The sequence below is a fragment of the Paraburkholderia sp. BR14374 genome (genome assembly GCF_040948685.1).
Taxonomy (GTDB): domain Bacteria; phylum Pseudomonadota; class Gammaproteobacteria; order Burkholderiales; family Burkholderiaceae; genus Paraburkholderia; species Paraburkholderia youngii.
This window is the reverse complement of the sequence record NZ_JBFPKF010000002.1, coordinates 40,690-64,371: the sequence shown is the minus strand read 5'-3', so window position 1 is coordinate 64,371 and position 23,682 is coordinate 40,690. Positions and strand designations below refer to the sequence as shown.

The 23,682-nt window shown below is 65.2% G+C and carries 20 protein-coding genes and 1 pseudogene; 13 read left to right on the top strand and 8 right to left on the bottom strand.

All coding sequences use genetic code 11. The annotated features are described in order from the left end of the window. Positions 1-95: 95 nt before the first annotated feature. From AB3X86_RS04225 to AB3X86_RS04215, 3 genes are all read left to right on the top strand, one after another. Positions 96-1,367, top strand: a complete 1,272-nt coding sequence (locus AB3X86_RS04225) for a YeaH/YhbH family protein (protein ID WP_176126235.1) — start codon at positions 96-98, stop codon at positions 1,365-1,367. Positions 1,368-1,604: 237 nt separating this feature from the next. Further along, positions 1,605-3,128 (top strand): SpoVR family protein, encoded by a 1,524-nt coding sequence (locus AB3X86_RS04220; protein WP_368595043.1) that lies wholly within the window; start codon positions 1,605-1,607, stop codon positions 3,126-3,128. A gap of 290 nt (positions 3,129-3,418) precedes the next feature. After that, positions 3,419-4,726: an MFS family transporter gene (locus AB3X86_RS04215; protein ID WP_368595042.1), complete on the top strand. Its 1,308-nt coding sequence runs from the start codon at positions 3,419-3,421 to the stop codon at positions 4,724-4,726. A 135-nt stretch (positions 4,727-4,861) separates the two neighbouring features. Here the strand turns inward: AB3X86_RS04215 and AB3X86_RS04210 are convergent, their stop codons facing one another. From AB3X86_RS04210 to AB3X86_RS04190, 5 genes and pseudogenes are all read right to left on the bottom strand, one after another. Beyond that, complete coding sequence (locus tag AB3X86_RS04210; protein ID WP_176108377.1) at positions 4,862-5,083, bottom strand: hypothetical protein; 222 nt, start codon at positions 5,081-5,083, stop codon at positions 4,862-4,864. 153 nt (positions 5,084-5,236) lie between these two features. Continuing rightward, positions 5,237-6,355, bottom strand: a complete 1,119-nt coding sequence (locus AB3X86_RS04205) for a glycosyltransferase family 2 protein (protein WP_368595041.1) — start codon at positions 6,353-6,355, stop codon at positions 5,237-5,239. Between the two features lie 223 nt (positions 6,356-6,578). Then, on the bottom strand, positions 6,579-6,806 hold the full coding sequence (locus AB3X86_RS04200) for a hypothetical protein (protein ID WP_368595040.1): 228 nt from the start codon (positions 6,804-6,806) through the stop codon (positions 6,579-6,581). A 78-nt stretch (positions 6,807-6,884) separates the two neighbouring features. After that, positions 6,885-7,425 (bottom strand): annotated as a pseudogene (locus AB3X86_RS04195) (LysR family transcriptional regulator). A 94-nt stretch (positions 7,426-7,519) separates the two neighbouring features. After that, positions 7,520-8,983 carry a DHA2 family efflux MFS transporter permease subunit gene (locus AB3X86_RS04190; protein WP_368595039.1) on the bottom strand — a complete coding sequence of 488 codons (1,464 nt, stop codon included), beginning with the start codon at positions 8,981-8,983 and terminating at the stop codon, positions 7,520-7,522. A gap of 85 nt (positions 8,984-9,068) precedes the next feature. Between AB3X86_RS04190 and AB3X86_RS04185 the strand changes: the two genes are divergently transcribed. Then, positions 9,069-9,929 carry a LysR family transcriptional regulator gene (locus AB3X86_RS04185; protein WP_018435610.1) on the top strand — a complete coding sequence of 287 codons (861 nt, stop codon included), beginning with the start codon at positions 9,069-9,071 and terminating at the stop codon, positions 9,927-9,929. A gap of 53 nt (positions 9,930-9,982) precedes the next feature. On the opposite strand, the gene AB3X86_RS04180 is transcribed toward AB3X86_RS04185, so the two are convergent. Beyond that, entirely contained in the window at positions 9,983-10,420 is a 438-nt protein-coding gene (locus AB3X86_RS04180) for a carboxymuconolactone decarboxylase family protein (RefSeq protein ID WP_176126241.1), read from the bottom strand. Between the two features lie 242 nt (positions 10,421-10,662). On the opposite strand from AB3X86_RS04180, the gene AB3X86_RS04175 reads away from it, so the two are divergent. Further along, positions 10,663-11,721 carry an NAD(P)/FAD-dependent oxidoreductase gene (locus AB3X86_RS04175; protein WP_368595038.1) on the top strand — a complete coding sequence of 353 codons (1,059 nt, stop codon included), beginning with the start codon at positions 10,663-10,665 and terminating at the stop codon, positions 11,719-11,721. 48 nt (positions 11,722-11,769) lie between these two features. On the opposite strand, the gene AB3X86_RS04170 is transcribed toward AB3X86_RS04175, so the two are convergent. Continuing rightward, positions 11,770-12,003 (bottom strand): hypothetical protein, encoded by a 234-nt coding sequence (locus AB3X86_RS04170; protein WP_176110575.1) that lies wholly within the window; start codon positions 12,001-12,003, stop codon positions 11,770-11,772. A 281-nt stretch (positions 12,004-12,284) separates the two neighbouring features. Between AB3X86_RS04170 and AB3X86_RS04165 the strand changes: the two genes are divergently transcribed. The 5 genes from AB3X86_RS04165 (at position 12,285) to AB3X86_RS04145 (ending at position 17,415) form a co-directional block, all read left to right on the top strand. After that, positions 12,285-14,255, top strand: a complete 1,971-nt coding sequence (locus AB3X86_RS04165) for a PAS domain S-box protein (RefSeq protein WP_368595037.1) — start codon at positions 12,285-12,287, stop codon at positions 14,253-14,255. 120 nt (positions 14,256-14,375) lie between these two features. Beyond that, the gene (locus AB3X86_RS04160; protein ID WP_368595036.1) at positions 14,376-15,530 is read left to right on the top strand and encodes an acyl-CoA dehydrogenase; all 1,155 of its coding nucleotides are present in this window, start codon (positions 14,376-14,378) and stop codon (positions 15,528-15,530) included. Between the two features lie 33 nt (positions 15,531-15,563). Then, complete coding sequence (locus AB3X86_RS04155; RefSeq protein WP_176385015.1) at positions 15,564-16,169, top strand: SAM-dependent methyltransferase; 606 nt, start codon at positions 15,564-15,566, stop codon at positions 16,167-16,169. Then, a complete protein-coding gene (locus AB3X86_RS04150) occupies positions 16,166-16,831 on the top strand; it encodes a glycosyltransferase family 2 protein (RefSeq protein WP_176126246.1) in 666 nt (221 codons plus the stop codon). Before AB3X86_RS04155 ends, AB3X86_RS04150 begins: the two co-directional genes overlap by 4 nt. 89 nt (positions 16,832-16,920) lie before the next feature. Then, positions 16,921-17,415 carry a DUF421 domain-containing protein gene (locus AB3X86_RS04145; protein WP_368595035.1) on the top strand — a complete coding sequence of 165 codons (495 nt, stop codon included), beginning with the start codon at positions 16,921-16,923 and terminating at the stop codon, positions 17,413-17,415. A gap of 63 nt (positions 17,416-17,478) precedes the next feature. Here the strand turns inward: AB3X86_RS04145 and AB3X86_RS04140 are convergent, their stop codons facing one another. Beyond that, positions 17,479-18,882 carry an MFS transporter gene (locus tag AB3X86_RS04140; protein WP_368595034.1) on the bottom strand — a complete coding sequence of 468 codons (1,404 nt, stop codon included), beginning with the start codon at positions 18,880-18,882 and terminating at the stop codon, positions 17,479-17,481. Positions 18,883-19,112: 230 nt separating this feature from the next. On the opposite strand from AB3X86_RS04140, the gene AB3X86_RS04135 reads away from it, so the two are divergent. The 3 genes from AB3X86_RS04135 (at position 19,113) to AB3X86_RS04125 (ending at position 23,475) form a co-directional block, all read left to right on the top strand. Beyond that, a complete protein-coding gene (locus AB3X86_RS04135; protein ID WP_013089588.1) occupies positions 19,113-19,256 on the top strand; it encodes a hypothetical protein in 144 nt (47 codons plus the stop codon). Between the two features lie 365 nt (positions 19,257-19,621). Then, positions 19,622-22,213 (top strand): bifunctional lysylphosphatidylglycerol flippase/synthetase MprF, encoded by a 2,592-nt coding sequence (gene mprF / locus AB3X86_RS04130; RefSeq protein WP_368595033.1) that lies wholly within the window; start codon positions 19,622-19,624, stop codon positions 22,211-22,213. Then, the gene (locus AB3X86_RS04125) at positions 22,210-23,475 is read left to right on the top strand and encodes a virulence factor family protein (protein WP_368595032.1); all 1,266 of its coding nucleotides are present in this window, start codon (positions 22,210-22,212) and stop codon (positions 23,473-23,475) included. The genes mprF and AB3X86_RS04125 overlap by 4 nt, the downstream gene beginning before the upstream one ends. The last annotated feature ends 207 nt before the right edge of the window (positions 23,476-23,682 follow it).

The following is a 23,682-nucleotide window of genomic DNA, read 5'->3' as shown; positions in this document are numbered from 1 at the left end:
GCCGCATAGCATGCACTGCGCGGCGGGCGTCTCGCGCACCGGAAATATTAGTGCGGCCGCAGAGCAAACGCGGTTGCACGGACGGGAGACCGGGCGTGCTTCATCAAATCATCGACCGCAGGTTGGCAGGCAAGAACAAGAGTATTGCGAATCGCGAGCGTTTTTTGCGCCGCGTCAAAAACTATATCCGTCGCGCCGTTTCGGAAGCGGTGCGCGACCGCAGCATCAAAGATATCCAGAACACCCAGAGCATCACCATTCCGCGCAAGGACATCGCGGAGCCGTCGTTCCGTCACGGACCGGGCGGCCGGCGCGAGATGGTGCATCCCGGCAACTCCGACTACATCCGCGGCGACAAGATCCAGCGCCCGCAAGGCGGTGGTGGTGGCGGCGGAGGCAGTCAGGCCAGCAACGAGGGCGAGGGTCAGGACGACTTCGTGTTCGAGCTGAGTCGCGAAGAGTTCATGCAGTATTTCTTCGACGACCTCGAACTGCCGCGTCTCGTCAAAACCCATCTGATGGCCGTGCCGACGTGGAAAAGCATCCGCGCGGGCTGGGCCGCGGAGGGCACGCCGAACAACATCGACGTGGTGCGCTCGCTGCGCAGCGCGCTCGGCCGGCGCATCGCGCTCGGCGCGCCGCTCGTCAACCAATTGCACGAAATGGAGCGGCAGCTCGAAGAGCTGAAGGCCGATCCCGCCGATCGCCGGGAAGAGATCAAGCTGCTCGAAGACGACATCCACCATCTGAAAGGACGCATCTGGCGGATTCCGTTCATCGATCCGTTCGATCTGCGCTACGTGAATCGCGTGAAGCAACCCACGCCGTCGAGTCAGGCAGTGATGTTCTGCCTGATGGACGTGTCCGGCTCGATGGACGAGCAGCGCAAGGATCTCGCGAAGCGCTTTTTCATCCTGCTGTACCTGTTTCTGAAGCGTAACTACGAGCGCATCGAAGTGGTGTTCATTCGCCACCACACGCGCGCCGAGGAAGTCGACGAAGATACGTTCTTCCACTCGACCGAAAGCGGTGGCACGGTGGTGTCGAGCGCGCTCGAACTGATGCGCAAGGTGATGGAGGAACGCTACTCACCAACTGAATGGAACATTTACGGGGCGCAGGCTTCGGACGGCGACAATTGGACCGACGATTCGCCGAAGTGCCGCAAGATACTCTCGGATGACATCCTGCAGAAGGTGCGGTATTTTGCGTATATTCAGGTGACGCCCGAAGAGCAGAATCTGTGGCTCGAATACGCGCAACTGGCGCTATCGCAACCGCATATGGCGATGAAGAAGGTCGAAACGGCGGCCGATATCTATCCGGTGTTTCGCGAGCTGTTCGAGAAGCAGGCGGCGACTTCGTGATGGAACGCTGATTGCGCTCCAGGCATCTGGATCACGACGCGTGCGGCGATGAATCGTACGACTTGAGGCAAGCCGTCGTACGACTGCGCCGCAGCGCAACAAAGGCGTGCCGCAGCAACTGTCGGGGCATGCCGAGGCAGGAGCGGCTAGCACGGCAGCCGCTCGCGCCGGAGCAGTCCGCAATGCTGCAGCACTGGACACACCGGAACGCCCATCGAGGGGCAAAGGGAAGTCCGTATGAACGTAGCCGATAGACGGCCTCTGCCGTGCCCGTCCGACTGGACCTTCGAATTGATCGAAGAGTACGACTCGCATATTGCCCGTGTTGCGGAGCAATACGAGCTCGACGTGTATCCGATCCAGCTCGAACTCATCAGCGCTGAACAAATGATGGACGCCTACGCGTCCGTCGGCATGCCGGTGAACTACCGTCACTGGTCGTTCGGCAAACACTTTCTTTCTACCGAAAAAAGCTATCGTCGCGGCCAGATGGGGCTCGCGTACGAAATCGTCATCAATTCGAACCCCTGCATCGCGTATCTGATGGAAGAGAACACGATGACGATGCAGGCGCTCGTGATCGCGCATGCGGCGTATGGTCACAACTCGTTCTTCAAGGGCAACTATCTGTTCCGCTTGTGGACGGACGCGCACGCGATCATCGACTACCTCGTCTACGCGAAGAACTACATCGCGGAATGCGAGGAGCGCTATGGGCTCGACCGCGTCGAGGAATTGCTCGATTCGTGCCACGCGCTAATGAATTACGGCGTGGACCGCTACAAGCGCCCGCAGAAACTGTCGCTCGAGAAGGAGTTCGCCGCGCGGCGCGAGCGCGAGGCGTATCTGCAGTCGCAGGTCAACGAATTGTGGCGCACGCTGCCCACGCGCCATACGCCGCTGCCCGAAGAGGTCGAGGAGCGCTATCCGCCCGAGCCGCAGGAAAACCTGCTGTATTTCGCGGAAAAAAACGCGCCGCTGCTCGAGCCGTGGGAGCGCGAGGTGATCCGCATCGTGCGCAAGATCGGTCAGTATTTCTATCCGCAGCGGCAGACCCAGGTGATGAACGAAGGCTGGGCGACGTTCTGGCACTACACGCTGCTAAACACGATGTACAACCAGGGCAAGCTGGAAGACGGCTTCATGATGGAGTTCCTCCATTCGCACAGCAACGTCGTCTATCAGCCGCCGGTCACGAAGCCGTATTACAGCGGCATCAATCCGTATGCGCTCGGCTTTTCGATGATGAGCGACATCCGCCGCATCTGCGAAGCGCCGACCGACGAAGACCGCAAGTGGTTTCCTGATCTGGCAGGCAGTCCCTGGCTGCCCTCGATGCACTATGCGATGCGCAACTTCAAGGACGAGAGCTTCATCGCGCAGTACCTGTCGCCGCATCTGATCCGCGAAATGCGCCTGTTTTCGGTGCTCGACGACGACATGCGCGACGCGCTGGAGGTGTCGGCGATTCACGACGACAGCGGCTACCAGTACGTGCGTCAGGCGCTGTCGCGGCAGTACGACATGCATCACCGCGAGCCGAACATTCAGGTATGGGCCGTCAATACGCGTGGCGATCGCAGCCTGACGTTGCGGCATTTCATGAGCGACAACCGGCACCTGTCGTCGGATAGCGACGAAGTGCTCAAGCACATGGCGCGCTTGTGGCAATTCGATGTGTACCTCGAAAGCGTCGACGAAAACGGTACCGTCAGAAAGCGCTACGAGTGCCGGTACGTGCCGCCGTCCGTGAGAATCTGACCGTCTCCGTCCGAGCGCGGCGACGGTTCGAAACCTTGCCCGGGCGGTCCGCGTCGATTACCCGAAGCCCCCGCCGCCTCGCGGCTGGCGGGGGCTTCGGTTTCGTTGCAGTTCTAAATTCGCCGCGGGCCCGTACCCAGGGCTTTCCTGCAGTTCCGCAGACAAAACCCCATCTAAACTTTTCACTTATGTAAAATTCGCCGCGCGCGCGTGTGCGGTTGTCCGCGACGCGCATGAAGGCGGCGTCACGAGCGTCATCCTCGTTTAGAGAAAAAAGGACCGACATCAGCATGAACGATCTAACCGACCAACCCGTCGTCGCACACGCGGACGACACCCGGCGCCGCATCTTCGCGATCGTCGGCGCTTCATCGGGCAATCTTGTCGAATGGTTCGACTTCTACGTGTATTCGTTCACGGCGCTGTATTTCGCGCCGTCGTTCTTTCCTAGCGGCAACACCACCACGCAGTTGCTCAACACGGCCGGGGTGTTCGCCGCCGGCTTCCTGATGCGCCCGATCGGCGGCTGGTTCTTCGGCCGGCTCGCCGACAAGCGCGGCCGCCGCACCGCGATGATGGTGTCGGTCTTCATGATGTGCGGCGGCTCGCTCGTGATCGCGATGCTGCCCACGTACGCGCAGATCGGTGCGCTCGCGCCGGCGCTGCTGCTGATCGCGCGACTGTTCCAGGGCCTGTCGGTGGGCGGCGAATACGGCACCAGCGCGACCTATATGAGCGAAGTCGCATTGAAGGGCCGGCGCGGCTTCTTCGCGTCGTTCCAGTATGTGACGCTGATCGGCGGTCAACTGTTCGCGCTGCTCGTACTGGTGGTCCTGCAGCAGTTGCTGACGACCGACGAACTGAAGGCGTGGGGCTGGCGCGTGCCGTTTGCAATCGGTGCGATCTCTGCGCTGGTCTCGCTCTATCTGCGTAAATCGCTCGACGAAACCACCACCGCCGCGACCCGTCAGCGCAAGGAGGCGGGTACGCTGCGCGGCTTGTGGGAGCACAAGGCCGCGTTCATGACGGTGCTCGGCTTCACGGCCGGCGGCTCGCTGATCTTCTATACGTTCACCACGTATATGCAGAAATACCTGGTCAACACGGCCGGCATGCACGCGAAGACCGCGAGCTCGGTGATGACCGCCGCGCTGTTCGTCTACATGCTGATGCAGCCGGCGTTCGGCGCGCTGTCCGACAGGATCGGCCGACGCAATTCGATGCTGTGCTTCGGCTTGTTCGCGACGCTCGGCACGGTGCCGCTGCTGCATGCGCTGAAGGACGTGACGAGTCCGCTCGCGGCGTTCGCGCTCGTCGTCGTCGCGCTCGCGATCGTCAGCTTCTATACGTCGATCAGCGGCCTGATCAAGGCGGAAATGTTCCCACCGCAAGTGCGTGCGCTCGGTGTGGGGCTGTCGTATGCGGTCGCCAATGCGATCTTCGGCGGCTCGGCGGAATATGTCGCGCTGTGGCTGAAGTCGGCCGGCGTCGAGACGATGTTCTTCTGGTATGTAACGGCGCTGTGCGCACTCGCGGGTATCGTGTCGCTGCGCATGCGTGATCCATCGACGGAAGGGTATCTGCGGCACGAGCCGTGAGCCGCTAGCCGGGCACGGCGAAACGTCGTGCCGCGATGAAGCATTCGAGCGGCGGTCTGGGGGCAACCGGACCGCCGTTTTTCATCGCATCGACGTTCGCGCGCCACTACGCGAACTGGCAGCAGCGCGCTCCACTCAACTGACGACGATCCGTGTCCCCCACGCATGCAGCAGGTCGCGCAAGCTCTCGGCCTGTTCCATCCTCGCGCCGCTGCGCAGATGAATCTGCACCGCACGCCCCGCGATGCCGTCGATCGGTTGGGCGAACCATAGCTCGACCGCGAGGCCGAGTCCTTCCGGTTGATCTTCGACGACCGGTTCGATCACGCGCGGTCTGAAACACGCATTGTCTGACATGGCGAAGCACCTCTGCGATGACGGGTCGTGCCCATCGTAATCAGCGGCGCGCTCGGGACCAAGTAACGAATACGCGTTTGCTAAGCAGGGAATGCTTAGCAGAAAATCGGCTTGCGCTCGCGCTCGTCCGGTTCGCGACGCGCTTCTCGCTGCTCACACCGGCTTCGAGCGGTCGCCGACGAACTCATCGACCAGCTTGTCGACGAACTCTTCGACCCTAGCGGCCTCATTCGCCGCGACCGTCGCGATCGACGGCGCCGCGCCGCGCGCGGCAGCATCGGCCGCCGCGCTCGCCGTCGGCAGACGTGCGCGCCAGGCCGCGCGCGCCAGCATCAGCAGGTGGTAGTAAAGCCGCGCGCTAAAGCCGTAGTCGTAGGCGAACAGATGCGTGCGCGCGATCCGCCAGCCCGCGTGCGCGTCGCCGTTTCTCGCGTGAATCGACACGACGATCGGTACGAGCCGCCGCAGCGCCAGCCGCCGCGACGCTTCGAGCCGCGCCGGCAGTCGCAGCGAATTCACGAATCCATACGCGCTCAGCGGCGCTGCCGTGTTCGTGCCGCGCGTGCTGTGCGAGATCGACGTCGCGGTCTTCCGATACACCGACACGTAGTCGTGCAGATAAAACACCTCGCGCGCGGCAAGGCATAGCTCGGTGCCGAACACGTAGTCGCAGCAGACGCCGTACCGATCGTCGTAGCCGATCCGCTTCACGAGCCGCGCGTCGGCCATCCAGCCATTGTTCGGAAACATCTGGATCAGGCCGGTGCGGCCCGCGAGCGGCTGCAGCCCCTCATTGGCCTGGATGCGCCGGAACGCCGCGTTCAGGCGCTCGCTCGCGGCGAGGTCGATCGCGCCGTCGTGATCCGCTTCGTACTGGTCGCCGAATGCCGCATCGAGCCCCGGATAGCGCTGCCAGAGCGACACGAGTTTGCCGACGGCGTCGCTCGTCAGCAGATCGTCGTCGTGGATCAACAGGATCTTGTCGCCGCGCGCCCGCTCGAACAGGCTCGACACATTGCGCGCCTGGCCAAGCGGCCGCTCGTGCTTCTCGTAGCGCACACGCGGCTCGTCGCGGTAACGCTGCAAGATCAGTTGCCGTGAGCGGGAGTCCGTCGAATCATCGCCAATCACGATTTCCACATGCGGATAGCTTTGCGCGAGGCACGAGTCGACGCACTCGACGAGCAGTTCGGGACGATTGCAGGTCGGCACACAGATGGACACCTGGGCGATGGCCGCACGGGCGAGGAGAGTACTGGACGCGTTGGACATGAATGACGCCTTTTAACGATCGGAAGCGGCATGAACCGGCGCAAAGCGGAGCGGCCGGTTCGGAGGGCGACACTTCGCTGCTAGCAGCAAAATAGTCCAAGGCGCTGAAAAAATATTCGGTAAAAATGAGGAAGAAATGTTTGCTTACAGAAAGGCACTGGAAGGCAAAAGTGATGCGGCCTGAATGCATGAAGCAACCAGGCCGCCGTGGTACGGAGTTTTATCAACCGACCGACGGTTCGTCGTCGCCGCGTTGTTTGCCCGGACGGTCCGCCGGGGACTGCTTGTGGCCCTCGCCGTGGCGCTCGGGCATCTTGCTCTTCGCGTTGTCGCTATGCACGGCGTGGTGCGGATGCGCTAAATCCTCGGTCTGGGTGCCGGCCTCGCTTTTCGTTTCGTTTTCGCCCGGGTTTTTGGTTTCGCCCTTGGGTTTATCCGTCGTCTTGCTCATCGCTGCTCTCCTGAAGGGAAGACAAGGCTCCGATAGCAAGACGCGGACCCCGGCGGGCGACAAACAGCAGTTCTGCGCTCAGGCGGCCGGGTGGCGCGGCTTGGAGCGGGTCAGCGAGATGATGAAGTCGAGAAACGCGTGCACCTTGGCCGGCGGGTGGTGCCGCGACGGATATAGCGCATACAGCGGGTACACCTCGTCGCCCCAATCCGCAAAGAGCTCGATCAGTTTGCCGCTCGCGAGCAGCGACTCCGCGCCGAGCGCGAGAATCTGCGCGATCCTTTGGCCCGTCACGCATGCGCTATGCGGCGTGCCGACGTCGTTGACGGTCAGCCGCCCCTGCGGTCGTACCCTGCGCGGCGGAGGCCGCCGCTTCCTCGAGTCCGCCGAGCAGCGGCACGATCTGCTCGTAGAAACGCCGGCCTTCGTCGGTCAGCGTAACCGAGCGCGTGGTGCGGTCGAACAGGCGAATGCCGAGGCGTGCTTCGAGCCGGGCAACCGAGCGGCTTACGCCCGATTGGGACATGTCGAGCGCTTCGCCCGCGGCCGCGAAACTGCCGCAATCGACGATCGCCGTCAGCACGCCGATGCCGTTCAGCACGCGCTCATCGAATGGCATCGGGGGTACCTGCCGGGTAGCCATGGATGCCGGACATGCTAACGCGAAGACCTTTCGAATTCATGCGTCGACACGCGAGCAAACGCGCCGCGGCTCAACGCCCCGCGCTCTGTGCAGCCTGGCCGCGAATCACGCGCGTACCGGATGGGGCGTCGAGATGACGGAAGATCCACGCGGACACCAGCGTGATCACGCCGACGCACACGAACGCTAGCCGGAAGCCGAATTCCGCCGAGCCCCATTGATCCGCGAACAGATTGACGAGCCCGCCGCCGATCGACACGCCGAGCCCGATCGCCAGCATCTGCACCATCGAGAACAGGCTATTGCCCATGCCCGCGTCTTCGTGCGACAGGTCCTTCAGCGTGACGCTGTTCATCGCCGCGTACTGCATCGAGTTGGCCGCGCCGAACACCGCGAGAATCGCGATTTCGACCACGAGCGGTGTGCCGCGCGAAATCAGCGAGAACGCGACGATCGCCGAGCCGACGATGATCGTGTTGACCAGCAGGAACATGTCGTAGCCGTAGCGGCGCACGAGCGGCGCGATCCAGCGTTTCGCGAGCGTGCCGGCGAGCGCCGCGGGCAGCATCATCAGACCGGAGTGCAGCGGCGAGTAGCCGAGCTGCAACTGCAGCAGGAGCGGCACGAGGAACGGCACCGCGCTCGAACCGACCCGGCATACGAGGTTGCCGATCAGGCCGACGCTGAAATTCGGCTCGCCGAACAGCGACAGCCTGAATAGTGGATTGCCGCGGTTTCTCGCGTACGGAATGTAGGCGAGCGCGCAGGCGACCGCCAACGCGAACAGCCCCGCCGACCACGCCGCGCGATGCGACGGGACCGGCGCGTCGATCGCGAGCGAAAACGCGATCATGCACAGCGACAGCAGCGCGCAGCCGATCACATCGAAGGGCGGCGCCTGCGTCTCGTCATGCGACGGCAGAAAGCGGTGCACCGCGTACAGGCCGAGCGCGCCGATCGGCACGTTGATCAGAAAGATCCAGTGCCAGGTGATCGCCTGCACGAACCAGCCGCCGAGCGTCGGCCCGGCGATCGGCCCGAGCTGGCCCGCGATCGAAATGAACGCGAGCGCCGATACATATTGCTCGCCCGACACGCTGCGCAGCACCGCGAGACGTCCGATCGGCAGCAGCATCGAGCCGCCGAGGCCTTGCAGTACCCGCGCCATCACGAGCTCGCCGAGCGTGTGCGCGCTCGCGCAGCAGATCGAGCCGAGCACGAACACGAGAATCGCGGCGAAATAGACGCGGCGGGTGCCGAAGCGGTCGGCAAGCCAGCCGGAGGCGGGCGTCAGCATCGCCATCGTCAGCGTGTAGGCGACGACGACCGGTTGCATCGCGAGCGGCGCGACGTGCAGGCTGTTCGCGATCGACGGCAGCGCGGTGTTGACGATCGTCGTATCGAGCGATTGCATGAAGAAGCCGGCGGCGACGATCCACAGTAGGGCGGTTTGAGACGAATGCTTGGTCATGGTTTCGACAGCGGGCGCGGCGGCAAAGCGCCACCGGAGCGGGGCCAGGCGGAATTCCGTCATCTTATTGACATCCCCGTCAATCGGGAACCCCACTAAGCTCGCTGACTGTTATCGACAATGCCGATAAGCAGCGCGACAATCACGCATGCTCAATCCGATCTGGCTGAAGACCTTCTCGACCGTCGCAGCCTGCCATAGCTTCACCGAGGCGGGGCGGCGGCTCGACCTGACGCAGTCGAGCGTCAGCGAACATATCCGGCGCCTCGAACAGAGCGTGGGCCGGCGCCTGTTCGTGCGCGACACCCATTCGCTCGCGATGACGCCCGACGGCGAAGCGATGCTCGCGCATGCAAGCGTGATCCTGCAGGCGTTATCGCGCGCGGAGTCGCAATTTCGCGCGCCGCGTCTGAAGGGGCGCGTGCGGCTCGGCTCTTCGGACGACATCGCGCTCGGCCCGCTGCCCACCGTGCTGGCGGCGTTTCGCAATGCGCATCCCGACGTCGAGCTCGAAATCACGATCGGCATGACCGGCAGGCTCTACGAGCTGCTCGACGCGGGTGCGATCGATCTGCTGGTCGGCAAGCGCCGGCTCGGCGACCGGCGCGGCGTGCCGCTTTTCACCGGGCGGCTGGAATGGCTCGCGCGAACCGGCACGCTCGTCGATCTGAGCCAGCCGCTGCCGCTGATTCTGGTCGCCGAGCCGAGCGTGACGCGCGCGGTCGTGCTCGATGCGCTCGCCGAAGCCGGCGCGAGCTGGCAGATCGTCTGCACGAGCAGCAGTCATTCCGGCTGTATCGCGGCTGCGCGCGGCGGACTCGGCATCACCGTGCGGCCGCAGTATCTGGCCGCACGCGGGCTCGCGCCGCCGTTGAATGCGGCCGGGTTGCCGACGTTGCCGTCGGTGGAATTCATTGCGCTGGCGGCGAAGCGCTTGAGCCGCCCGGCCGGCACGCTGCTGCAGTTGCTGCATGACAGCGATCTGCGCGGGTCGTGGATCGGCGAGTGAGGCGGGCAGTGCATCACCTCATGCCGCCGCTTATGCCGCCACTCATTCACCACTCAGGCCGGCATCTTCCGGAACGAAATCGCGAAGCGGTTCCAGGCATTGATCGCCGAGATGAGCAGTGTCAGGTCGACCAGTTCCTCGTCGCTGAAGTGCGGGCGCACCGCCTGCCATACCGCGTCGGGCACGTGATCGTGCGACACCAGCGTCACCGCTTCGGTCCACTCGAGCGCCGCGCGTTCGCGGTCCGTAAAGAACGGCGTTTCGCGCCACACGACGACGGTCGCGAGACGCCGCTCGGTTTCGCCGCCCTTGCGCGCGTCGCTCGTATGCATGTCGACGCAATACGCGCAGCCGTTGATCTGCGACGCGCGCAGCCGCACCAGTTCGGTCAGCGATTTTTCGAGCGCCGACTTGCCGATGCGCTCTTCGACGCCGAGCAGCGCTTTGATCGCGGCGGGGTTGGCTTTGTAGAAGTCGAGACGTTGTTCCATGATGGGCTCCTGGGCTGATGGGACGCTGCGATGGATCGGACAGGTGTTAGCTTAGTCCGTCATCTGGATCATCAAAATGGCCGATTCCAGATATTTTCAGGTAGCCACTTTCGTGCATTGAGCGGGCCCGCGTAGCATCCTTACCGCCGACGATGGCATCGTTGCCGCGTGCGGGCCGATTCGGTAATGTGAGTCATCGACGCTTGCTTTGCGCCTTTCACCGTGACCCGGAGACCTGCCTCATGACCGTTGCCGCCGACCCGTCCTCTGTGTCCACCTCGCCGATCCGCACCGATGTCCTGATCGTCGGCGCCGGTCCCGTGGGTCTGTTCGCGGCATTCGAGGCCGGTGTGATCGGCCTCACCTGCCAGATCGTCGACATACTCGGAAGGGTCGGGGGCCAGTGCATCGAGCTGTATCCCGACAAGCCGATCTACGATATTCCCGCGATTCCGTCATGCACTTCGCGCGAACTGGTCGAGCGACTGGTCGCGCAATGCAAGCCGTTCGATGTGCCGATTCATCTCGAACAGCGCGTCGACACGGTCGAGCAACGCGACGACGGCCGCTGGACCGTGCGCACCCAGCGCGGCCTCGTGTTCGACGTCGCGGCGATCCTGCTCGCCGCCGGCAATGGCGCGTTCGTCCCACAAAAGCTCGGGCTCCCCGAGGCCGTGCCGCTGGAAAAGCGCTACGTGCACTACAGCGTGGCGCGCCTCGCCGATTTCGCCGACAAGAACGTGGTCGTCGCGGGCGGCGGCGATTCGGCGCTCGACTGGGCGCTGGCGTTGCGCAAGGTCGCGCGGCGGGTGACCCTCGTGCATCGGCGCGCTGGCTTCAGCGCGGCAGATTCCAGCGTCGAGCTGATGCGGCGCGCGGTCGAGGCGGGTGAGATGGACTTCATCATCGGCGCGATCGCGGCGCTCGAGGTAGAAGACGGCGCGCTGCGTGCGCTGACGCTGCGGCAGATCCACGGCGAGACCCAGCTCGAAGCCGAACACCTGATCGCGCTGTATGGACTCGTCGCGGATCTCGGCCCGATCGCGCAGTGGGGACTGAAGATTCACGGCGGGCGTATCGATGTCGATACCTCGAACTACGAAAGCTCGCGGCCGGGCATCTTCGCCGTCGGCGACATCGCGAACTATCCGAACAAGCAGAAGCTGATCCTGTCAGGCTTTCACGAGGCGTCGCTCGCGCTGCGCAAGGCCTACGCATACGCGTATCCCGACAAGAAACGCGTGCATGTCCATTCGAGCTACGACACGAAGCTCGCGGAAAAGATCGGCGCGGCCGGTTGACGGCGTGCGCGCAAGCGCAGCGATGTCGAGCCGGACCGGCCATTGGCATCATTTTCCAGCGGGCTGACTCGCGGCGGCCGCGGCGCTCGCGGCCTTCTCTTTCTTCTTCGCCTCATGGTGGCCGATCGCGCAGCCCGCGGCCGCACCCGCCGTCCCATGATGTCCGGCAACGTGGCCGGTCACCCCGCCCACGACCGCGCCTTTGGCGCAGCCTTCGGCCTGCGCGACGCTGGATGCGAAGCTTAATGCCGCGGCGAGGGCACACGGGGCCGCGAAGTTCATGGCGAAAGTCGTGAATACCTTTTTCAATTGACACTCCTGTTTTTGCTATCGAAGGGTGAAACCGAAAGCCGAAACCGCCGGGCGGCGACGCTTTCAGTGATGACCGGCTAGCAATCGCGGGGCCCGCCGTTATAAGCTTTGCGCCTGATGAGCCGGCGCCCGAGCGCTCTTCGCGAGGTATCCCGGCCCATGCGAGGGCCGCGCAACCGTTTGCGCGAAGGCTTCGGCGCCGGCCAGGCGCGAGATTTGCTGTACACAACAATTCCAATTACGTGTCCGCCATGACCCAGCTTGATGCTTCTACTCTCCGCGTCCACGGCGAGCCCGCTCGAGTGCAGGCCGAGGCCGCGCCCTCGGCGCTCGTCGGCGTCGATTATTGGTCGCTCGTGCAGGCGATCTCGGACTACGCGATCTTTCTGCTCGACGCTAAAGGCCACGTCGTGAGCTGGAACGCCGGCGCGCAGAAGCTGAAGGGCTACACGGAAAACGAGATCGTCGGCCAGCATTTCTCGCGCTTCTATACCGAGGAAGCCGTCGCGCGCGGCTGCCCAGGCTACGAGCTCGAACAGGCGGCGCACACAGGCCGCTTCGAGAACGAGGACTGGCGCGTGCGCAAGGACGGCACGACGTTCTGGTCGAACGTCGTGATCACCGCGATACGCAACGGGCAGGGCGAGGTCACCGGCTTCGCGAAGATCACGCGCGATCTGACCGCGCAGCGCGAATATCTCGAAGCGCTGCGCCAGAGCGAGGAGCGCTTCCGTCTGCTCGTCGATAGCGTGAAGGACTACGCGATCTTCATGCTCGATCCACAAGGCTTCGTCGTCAGCTGGAACTCGGGCGCCGCGCGCATCAAGGGTTATACGCACGATGAAATCGTCGGTCGGCACTTCTCGCAGTTTTATGTTCCCGAGGAGGCCGCGGCCGGCAAGCCCGCGCGCGAACTCGCGATCGCGCGGCAGATCGGCGCCGTCGAAGACGAAGGCTGGCGCGTGCGCAAGGACGGCTCGACGTTCTGGGCCAACGTGATCATCACGGCCGTCTATGACGAATCCCGACGCTTGCGCGGCTTTGCCAAGGTCACGCGGGATCTGACCGAGCGGCGCCGGCGCGAGGAGCTCGAGCGCTCCGGTGAGCGCATGCGCGAATTTCTCGCGACGCTTGCGCACGAACTGCGTAATCCGCTTGCGCCGGTGCGCAACGCGGTCGGCACGATGCAGATGGAAGCCAATCTGAGCCCGGTGGTCGCGCGTGCGCGCGATCTGATCGATCGCCAGGTCACGCACCTGACGCGACTCGTCGACGATCTGCTCGATATCGGCCGCATCATGTCCGACAAGGTCGAACTGCGGATTGCGCGCGTCGACCTCACCGAGCTCGTCACGCGCGCGATCGAAGCGGCGCGGCCGTTCACCGACTCGCGCGAGCAGCGCGTGGTCGCGCAGGTCACCGACGCCCCCGTGAGCATTCGCGGCGACATGACGCGGCTCGTGCAGGTGCTGCAAAACCTGCTGCACAACGCGTCGAAATTTTCGCCGCACGGCAGCGTGATCGAGATGCGTGGACGGGTCGACTTTCGCATGGCGGTGCTCGAAGTGCGCGACGCCGGCTGCGGTATTCCGGTGCGCTCGCTCGACAAGATCTTCGAGCTATTCGCGCAGGAGAAGGAAGGGCAAAGCTTCGGCGAAGGCGGTCTTGGGATCGGCCTGACGCTGTGCAAGTCGCTCGTCGAAATGCATGGTGGCAGCATCGTCGCGAGCAGCGAAGGACCGGGGCTCGGCAGCACGTTCACTCTGAGTCTACCGCTCTCCGCGCAGTCCGACACCGCGGAGAACGGCGCGATCAGTGCCGCGCCCCACGTGCAGCCGCTGCGGATTCTGCTCATCGACGACAATCGCGATTCGGCCGACAGCCTCGCGATGCTGCTCGAACTGAAGGGCCACGAGGTGCGTATCGCCTACGAGGGCGAGCAGGCGCTGCAGGTCGCGCCGCGCTTCTCGCCGCATCTCGCGCTGATCGATCTAGCGATGCCGAAGATGGATGGCTATGCGACGCTCGCGGCGTTGCGCGCGCTGCCCGAGATGGCTCGCACGATGTACGCGGCGATGACGGGCTTCGGTCATGCGAGCGATCTCGATCGCACTCGCAACGCGGGTTTCCATGCGCACCTGGTGAAGCCGGTCGAGATGACGGTCCTCGACGCATTGCTCACGAAGGCCGATGGTCGACTGAGCGGAAGCGGGGGGACGTAGGCGCTTTTTCGCTGCGCGGCCGCCTCGTCAGCCGGGGCATGATGTTTGCTCCGACTCTGCATACGTTCCGGTCCGCCGCCGCTCGGCGGGCCGCGGATCGAAACGGTGCAGGGAGGCACGATGCTCGATACGCGCGACCACGCGGCCAGCTTCAAGGCCCAGTCACGGCAGATCTCGAATCAACACGGCGGCTGCGCACCGCCGCTCGACGATTTCCTGCGCGACGCGCGCTTCGATGCGAACGATCCCGCTGCTCTCGGAGCACTGCTCGCTGATCTTATCGAGCGCGGCTACGATCGCGCGCCGAGCTTGCCGTTGCCGGGGCATGGCGAGACGCTGGTGCGCTGGCGCGCGCTGGCCGCCGTTGCCGCGTGCGACCTCGGTCTCGTCAAACTGTTCGAAGGCCATACCGATGCGCTCGCGATTCTCGCCGAGCTGAACGGTCCGCTGCCGCCGCCGGGAAGCCGCTGGGGCGTGTGGGCAGCCGAAGCGCCGGACGCGCGAGTGCGAGCAATCAATCAAGGAATCCAGAACGTTTCCGGCGAGGGCGCTCAGGTGCAAATGTCCGGCACCAAAGCCTGGTGCTCCGGCGCGCAGGCGCTCACCCATGCGCTCGTGACCGCATGGCGCGATGACGAGCCGGTGCTCGCGGCCGTCGCGCTGGACCACAGCTCGATCTCGATCGACACATCGAAGTGGCAGGCCGTCGGCATGAAGGCGACCGCGAGCGCCGATGTGACGTTCAACGACACCGTGGCGACGCTCGTCGGCGCGCCGCATGAATATCTGCGGCGCGCGGGCTTCTGGCATGGCGGCGCCGGTATCGCCGCCTGCTGGTACGGCGCGGCCGCGCAGATCGGCCGCACGCTGCGCGACGCGTGCGCGCGGCGCGCGGATGCGCATCGGCTGGCTCATCTCGGCGCGACCGATGTCGCGTTGCGGTCGGCCGCCGCGGTGTTGCGTGAAACCGCCGCGTGGATCGACGCGCGACCTTCGGATGATGCGCAGACGCGCGTGTTGCGCGCGCGTCTGGCCGTCGAGCAGGCCGCGAGCGCCGTCATCGATCATGCGACGCGCGCGCTTGGCGCGGGTCCGGTGTGCCGCGACGCGCGCTTCGCGCGAGCGCTCGCCGACCTGCCAGTGTTTCTGCGGCAAAGCCACGCGGAACGCGATCTCGCCGCGCTTGGCGAACGGCTCGTTGCGTGCGCTGACACGACCGCAGTGCCGGCATCGGATCACGCGTCGTCGCAAACACTCACATCGTGGACGCTATGACCTTTACTCTCCCTCCTTTGGAGGATCGGTACGATGAGCTCGCCGATGCCGTACTTCGATGAACTTTACCGACGCAGCGACGATCCGTGGCGTTTGCGCGAAGGCTGGTACGAACGCCGCAAGCGTTCGCTGACGCTCGCGCTGCTGCCGCGGCCGCGCTATCGCAACGGCTTCGAACCGGGCTGCGCGAACGGCGAGTTGACGGCCGGGCTCGCGACGCGCTGCGACGCGCTGCTCGCTGCCGATCTGCACCCGCGCGCCGTCGAGCTCGCGCGCGAACGCGTCGCGGGTGCATCGAACGTGCGGATCCAACAGCGCAGCGTGCCGTGCGAATGGCCGACGGAGCACGGGCCGTTCGATCTGATCGTGATCAGCGAGTTTGCGTACTACCTCGACGCGGCCGAGCTCGAAACGCTGGCCGCGCGCATCGCGGGCTCGCTGACGACCGATGGCACGCTGCTCGCCTGCCATTGGCGCCGGCCGTTCGCCGAAGCGCGCGAATCGGCCGACCGCGCGCACGCGCTATTCGATGCGCGCTGCGGCCTCGCACGTCTCGCGCATCACGACGAAGCCGACTTGCTGATCGACGTGTGGTCGCGCGACGCACGTTCGGTCGCGCAGCGAGAGGGGCTTCTATGATCGGCGTGATCGTCCCGGCGCATAACGAAGAGGCGTTGATCGCGGGGTGCCTCGCGGCCTTGCTCGAAGCGTCGCGACATGAAGCGCTCGCCGGCGAAGAGGTGCGGATCGTCGTCGCGCTCGACGCGTGCAGCGATTTCAGCGGAGCGATCGCTCGGGCTTACGGCGTGCAGACGCTGACGCTGAAGGCGCGCAACGTCGGGATCGCACGGGCGCTGGGCGCGTCGCTGCTGCTCGCGCTCGGCGCGCGCTGGCTCGCGTTTACCGATGCCGACAGCCGCGTGTCCCCGGATTGGCTCGCTGCGCAATTGGCGCTCGGCGCCGATGCGGTGTGCGGCTCGATCGCCGTCGACGACTGGAGCGCGCATCCGCACAGCGTGCGCGAATATTTTCGCAAGACCTATATCGACGCCGACGGACATCGTCACGTGCACGGCGCGAATCTCGGCGTATCCGCGCAAGCCTATCGGCGCGCGGGCGGCTTTCCGCCGCTCAAGTGCAGCGAGGACGTTGCGCTCGTCGATCGCCTGATCGCGACGGGCGCGCGCATCGCGTGGAGCGCCGCGCCGCGCGTGACCACGAGCGCGCGTACCGCGGCCCGCGCGCGCGGCGGTTTCGGCGATACGCTCATTGCATGGGCGACGGATGGCGTGCTGGCCTGAGCGATGGCGCTGCGCCGCGAGCTGGTCTCGCTCGCAACCATCCGGATACCGGAGCATTGGCACGGCAATACGCCGCGGGGAGGACGAACATGATGGACGCGTTTTTCGTTCTATTCGGCCAGGGCAGGGAGCTCGACCCGTTGCAGATGGGGCTGCGCTCGATCGTCGTGTTCGTGATCGCGATCGTGCTGATTCGCGTATCGGGGCGGCGCTCGTTCGGTCAGCGCACGCCGTTCGATCTGGTCGTCGTGATTCTGCTCGGCGCGATGCTGAGCCGCGCGATTGTCGGGGCGTCGCCGTTCATCGCGACCGTGGTCGCGTCGCTGGTGATCGTCGTGTGTCACCGGGTGCTCGCGTGGGCGTTCATACGTTCGCGCCGCTTCGAGCTGCTGGTGTGCGGCGTCGAGCGCGAGGTGTTCAGCGACGGCAAGTTCCAGGCGAACGAAATGCACGCGGCGCTCATCACGCGCACCGACATCGAGGAAAGCGTGCGGCAGAAAATCGGCTCGCGCTCGATGGACAACGTGGCCGCCGCGATCCTCGAACGCAATGGCGAGGTGAGCGTGATACGCAAGCGCGAATGAGCGCCCGAACGCGGGAAGGGCGGGGCGTTTGTGCGGGCGGGCTGTAAGGGCTCGACGCGCGGCTCAGCCGCGCCCGCCTCGCGAAATCTCCGAGCCCGCGCCGCGCGGCAAGCGCAGCGTGACCGGAATCGACGCGAACGAGCACAGCCCGACCACCAGAAACGCGGGCCAGAAATCCGACCAGGTGATGCTCGGATGTCCATGCAGCGCGCGCGAAATCTGCAGCACGATCCCGCCGACCGTCACGCCGAGACCGAGCGACATCTGCTGCACGACGCTGCCGAGACTCGTCGCGCGGCCGACGTCGCGGCTCGCAATCTCCGCGTAGGTGAGCGAATTGAGGCTGGTGAATTGCAGTGCAGGGAAGAAGCCGCCGAGCAGCACGACGACCCAGATGATCCACGTCGGCGTGTGCGGGAAAAAGAGTCCGCACGCGGCGATCGAAATGCCCGATAGCGCCGCGTTGAACACGAGCACCTGGCGAAAGCCGAAGCGGCGCAGCACGGTGGAGGCGATCGTGCGCATGAACATGCCGCCGAACGCGGACGCGCAGGTGATCAGCCCCGATTGGAACGCGCTCATGCCGTGGCCTTCCTGCAGCAGCAGCGGCAGCAGGAACGGCAGCGCGCCGAGACCGATGCGAAACAGCGAGCCGCCGAGCACGCTCGCCTGGAAAGTCGGCACCTTGAAAAAGCGCAAGTCGAGCAGCGGCAGCGCGACGCGCTGCGCGTACACGACGTAGATCGCGAGCAGCATCGCGCCGAGCGCGCACATGCCGAACGCGTCGGTATTCGAAATCAGTTCGCCGCCGACCAGCGACAAACCGAGCAGCAGCAGCACCGCGCCCGCCGCCGACAGCAGGAAGCCGATCCAGTCGAGCGGGCCGGGGTCCGGTTCACGCGTATTGGCGATATAGCGATTGGTCAGATAAATGCCGAGAATGCCGATCGGCACGTTGATGAAGAAGATCAGACGCCAGTGCAGATACGTGGTGATGAAGCCGCCGAGCAGCGGACCGGCAGCGGGGCCGAGCATCGCGGGCACACTCAGATAATTCATCGCGCGGATGAAGTCGGCTTTTTCCACCACGCGAAAGATGATGATTCGCCCGACCGGCACCATCATCGCGCCGCCGACGCCCTGAATGAAACGCGCAACCGTGAAAGTGGCGAGCGAGTTCGACGCCGCGCACAACAGCGAGCCCGTGACGAAGATGCCGATCGCCGTGCGGAACACCGTGCGGGCGCCGAACTTGTCGGCGAGCCAGCCGCAGACCGGGATGAACACGCCGAGCCCGAGCGCGTAGCTCGTGACCGCGATTTTCAGCGTGACCGGGTCGCGGGCGAAATCGCGCGCCATGGCCGGCAGCGCGGTGACGATCACGTTGGCGTCGACGCTTTCCATGAACATCGCGCACGCGACGATAAGGGGCGCAATCAGTGCTTTCTGAGTCTGGGCGACTGTCATGGCGGCGAGGCTGCGGCGAAGCGTCGCAGGCAAAGGGGGCATTATTGCACCTGTACGGTGCGGATTGTTAATACCTGCGCGGCCGATGCCGACCCTTTACAGTTTCTGTATCCGACACGCGACGGCGGCGGTGCGATACCGCCAATAAATATTGATTTTTGTTGCGCTGCGGCACGAGATGGCTATAATCGGGTTATTGCTTAGGTAAAAACCCTTAGTCAGGAGCCGCTATGAACACCGCATCGACTGTCGTCCGTTCCACCCCCGCCGCCACCACGTTCTTCGGCAAGCTGCGTGCGCTGGCGCTGCATGCGCTGAACCTGCATCTGCAGAACTGCGCGGTGATCGCCGAAGCGTATCGTCGCCCGCAATAAGCGCGCATTGCGCGCGCGGGCCGCGCAAGACCCGCCAACCGTGTCGATGCCCGCTCGTGTAGCGGGCATTGTGCTTTCTGGCCCCGCCAGGCAGGGCGCGTTAAGAGCGTCATCGGCGCCGTTGTCACCCGTCCCCAAAGAGTAGCCCTCCCGTCGGGCCAGTTCTGGCCCGCCATCGCCGTTTCCCTTCCAGATATCGCTCGCGCGCTTTTGACGCGCGACGCGTAGGTGAATCGACAGCAAAATTGCTATTGCTGTCAACCTTTTGCACGTTTTGCCGTTATCACTTTGTAATCGCCGCCACAGGCGATACCGCGCGTGACGCACCCGTCGCCGCGACCGCTCTCGCAAGGCCCGCATTGACCATGTTCCACCGACTTCAACACAGCTTCGAGCGCCTGCGCGCGCTGCCCGGCCGTGCAGCGAAAGTGCTTGGCAGCCGGGGACTTCTGTCGCCCGTGCTCGCGCTCGTGATTTGCGGGCTGCTGCTGGTCGTGCTGCAGCATCTGTCGGAGGCGGTGAATTACCGTTCGGTGATGCGCGAACTGCGCGAGTTGTCGCCGCGTGAGTGGATCGGCGCGCTCGGCGCGACCGCGCTTAGCTACGTCGCGCTGGTCGGGCGCGACGCGGTCGGCCTGCGCTATCTCGGCGCGAGGGTGCCGCGCGCGGCGCTGTGGGTCGGCGCGACGGCCGGCTCGGCGCTCGGCAATGCGACCGGTTTCGGCGCGCTGACGGGCGGAGCGGTGCGCGCGCGCGTGTACGGCGTCGCGAACATCACGCCCGCGCAGATCGGCCGCATGACCGTGTTCACGAGCGTGTCGCTCGCACTCGCCCTGGTATTGATGACCGCGCTGGGCATGCTCGGCATGGCCGCACAGCTCGCGCCGATGCTGCATCTGTCGCCGGTCGCGCTGCGCTGGAGCGGCGCTGCGCTGCTGATCGCGCTGGCGCTCGCCGCCGCCGCGTGCCGCCGCGAAACGCGGCCGATTCGCACGCGCTGGCAGTGGCTCTCGTTCGATATTCCCGCGCGCCGTGATCTGCTCGCGCAGGTCGCGCTGGCGGTGCTCGACGTGGTCGCCGCAGGTCTCGCGCTGTGGGCATTGCTGCCGCATGCGAACGTGAGCTTCATCGGCTTCATTACCGTCTATGCGGCCGCGATGCTGCTCGGCCTGATCGGCCATACGCCTGGCGGGGTCGGCGTGTTCGAGGCGGCGATGGTGTTCACGCTGAGCGGCAGCGTGCCGATGCATCAGATGGTCGCCGCGCTGCTCGCGTATCGCGCGATCTATTTCGGCGTGCCGCTGATCGTCTCCGCGGCGCTGCTCGCGGGCTTCGAGGGGCGCGCGCTGAAGAACCGTCTGTCGATGCTGCAGGCGCAGCGCGTGTCGGAACTCGCGCCGCTGTTTCTGAGCCTCGTTACGTTCGTGGTCGGCGGCATGCTGGTCATCTCGAGCGCGACGCCGGCGTTCTGGCAGCGCATTCATGTGCTGCGCGACGTGGTACCGCTGTGGGTGCTCGAAAGCTCGGCGATGCTGTGCAGCGTGCTCGGCGTGCTGCTGTTGTTCGTCGCGCGTGGGCTGCTGCGGCGGCTCGATGCGGCATGGTGGATGACGCTCGCGCTCGCATTGCTGAGCCTTGCGCTGTCGCTGACCAAGGGTCTCGCATTCGTCGAAGCTGGTGTGCTCGGCATGCTGATCGTGCTGCTGCTCGCGACGCGCAAGCGTTTCAACCGTCATTCGTCGCTGTTCGCCGAGCGTTTCACGGCCGGCTGGCTCGTGTCGATCGCGATGGTGCTGATGTTCGCGACGTGGGTCATGCTGTTCGCTTTCCGTGACGTGCCGTACACGCGCGACCTGTGGTGGCAATTCGCGTTCGACGAGCGCGCGCCGCGCGCGCTGCGCGCGACGCTCGCCGCGAGCGTGTTCGCCGCGACGTTCTCGTTCTGGCAATTGCTGCGTCCGGCGCCGGGCCGCTTCGTGAAGCCGGCGCCCGAAGATCTGCTCGACGCCGCCCGCATCGTGCGCGCGCAGGAACGCAGCGATGCCGGTCTCGCGTTGATGGGCGACAAGAGCTTCCTGTTTTCGGAATCGCGCGAGGCGTTCCTGATGTACGCGAAATACGGCCGCACGTGGGCCGCGTTGCACGATCCGGTGGGGCCGCGCGAAGAGTGGGCGGGTCTCATCAAAAAGTTCGTCGCGCTCGCGCATGCGCACGGCGGCCGCGCCGCGTTCTATCAGGTGCGCGCGAATGCACTGCCGCTATATCTCGACGCCGGTCTCACGCTGATGAAGCTCGGCGAGGAAGCGCACGTCGTGCTCGACGACTTCGATCTGAAGGGCTCGCACCGCGCGCATCTGCGCTATGCGTTGAAGCGCGGCGAGCGCGACGGCTTTAGCGTCGAAGTGATCGATCAGGCGCGTGTGCCGGCGTCGCTCGAAACGCTGCGCGGCATTTCCGATGGCTGGCTCGGCAGCCACGATGCACGCGAGAAGAGTTTCTCGGTCGCCGCTTTCCACGACGAATACCTCGCCGCGCAGTCGGTGATGCTGGTGCGCCAGAACGGCGAACCGGTCGCGTTCGTCACCTTCATGACGACCGATATGAATACCGAGGCGACCGTCGGCGTGATGCGTCACGTCGAAAGCGCGTCGCCGTACGCGATGGAATATCTGTTCACGCAGCTCGCGCTGCATCTGAAGCAGGCGGGCTTCCGCTCGCTCAGTCTCGGCATTGCGCCGCTCTCCGGCGTGCAGCCGACTCCGCTCGCGTCGCGCTGGCATCGGCTGGCCGGCATCGTGTGGCGCTTCGGCGGCCGCTTCTATAACTTCCGCGGACTGCGTGCTTTCAAGAGCAAGTTCCAGCCGCGCTGGGAGCCGCGTTATCTCGCGGCATCCGGTTCGGGCGTGTTCTTCACGCTCGCGGACCTGTCGCTGCTGGCAGGAGGCCGGCGTTCATGACATTGCATCCGTTGTTCCGGCTCGCCGTCGCGGCGAGCGTTCTGAGTTGCGGCGCGCTCGCGCACGCGGTCACCACCACCGTACCGGGCGGCCGCTATGGCGACGTGCGCGTCACGCAGCCCGAGGGGCCGCTGCGCGGCTTCGTCGTACTGTATTCGCAGGCGAGCGGCTGGAGCGCGGCCGATCAGCAGAGCGCCGATGCGCTCGCGAAAGCGGGCGCAATGACGGTCGGCGTCGATACCGCGCGCTACGAGGCCAACCTTGCCGCGAAAAAGGAAACCTGCCATCAACTGGTGGGCGATGCCGAGGCGCTTAGCCATCAGCTCGAACGACAATCGCAGTCGAGCCGCTACTTCGCGCCGATCGTCGCGGGTACGGGGCAGGGCGCAACGCTGGCGATGCACGTGCTCGAGCAGGCGCCGTCCAATACGATCGCGGGCGCGGTGTCGGTCGACGCCGACCGCACGCTCGACGCGCGCTTCGAACCGTGTCCGCCCGACCCGACCGTGATCCGCGACAAGGTGCCGGGCTTCGTCGAAACGGCGAGCACGGGCAACGCCGATCGCGCGCGTCTGGTCGCTTTGCTGACGCCGCATCTGCAGCCAGTCTCGACGAGTGCCGACGACGTCTCCGACCTGCCGCTGATCGAGTTGCCGGCCGCGCATCCGAATGGCCTGATGGCGATCGTGATTTCCGGCGATGGCGGCTGGCGCGATCTCGATAAGACGATCGCGCAGGCGTTGCAGAAAGATGGCGTGTCGGTGGTCGGCTGGGACAGCCTGCGTTATTTCTGGAGCGAGAAGCCGCCTGCGCAAACGAGCCGCGATCTCGCGCGCGTGATGCAAACCTATGGCGAGCGCTGGCACGCGCAGCACGTTGCGCTGATCGGCTACTCGTTCGGCGCCGATGTGATGCCGTTCGCGTATAACCGTCTGCCGCAGGCGCAGCGCGATAAGGTGTCGCTGATGTCGCTGCTCGGCTTCGCGCCCGACGCCGACTTCCAGATCCGTGTCGGCGGCTGGCTCGGCATGCCCGCGAGCGACAAGGCGCTGAACGTGCGGCCCGAGTTGACGCATGTGCCGCCGTCGATCGTTCAATGCTTTTATGGCGAGAGCGAGACCGACACGCTGTGTCCGGCGCTCGACGAGAGCGGTGTAGAAGTCATCCGCACCTCCGGCGACCATCACTTCGGCCGCGATTACAACGCGCTGGAGCGACGCATTCTCGCGGCATTCAAGAAGCAGAGCAGCGTGCGCGATTGATTTGCGGCGTTGGCTGTATCAGCGGGGCGCGCTTGACGGCGCGCCCCGTTTTTTTGCTGCTCCGTTCTGGCCGGAACCGTGGTCCGCGGAGATTGACAAAGCCTGCCAAGTCGACGAAGATCGCCGGCATGAACTGCCTCGACATCCGTATTGCGCTGATTATTAGCATCATTCATAGAATGGTGGGTTAGCGCGCGTCGACTTGCA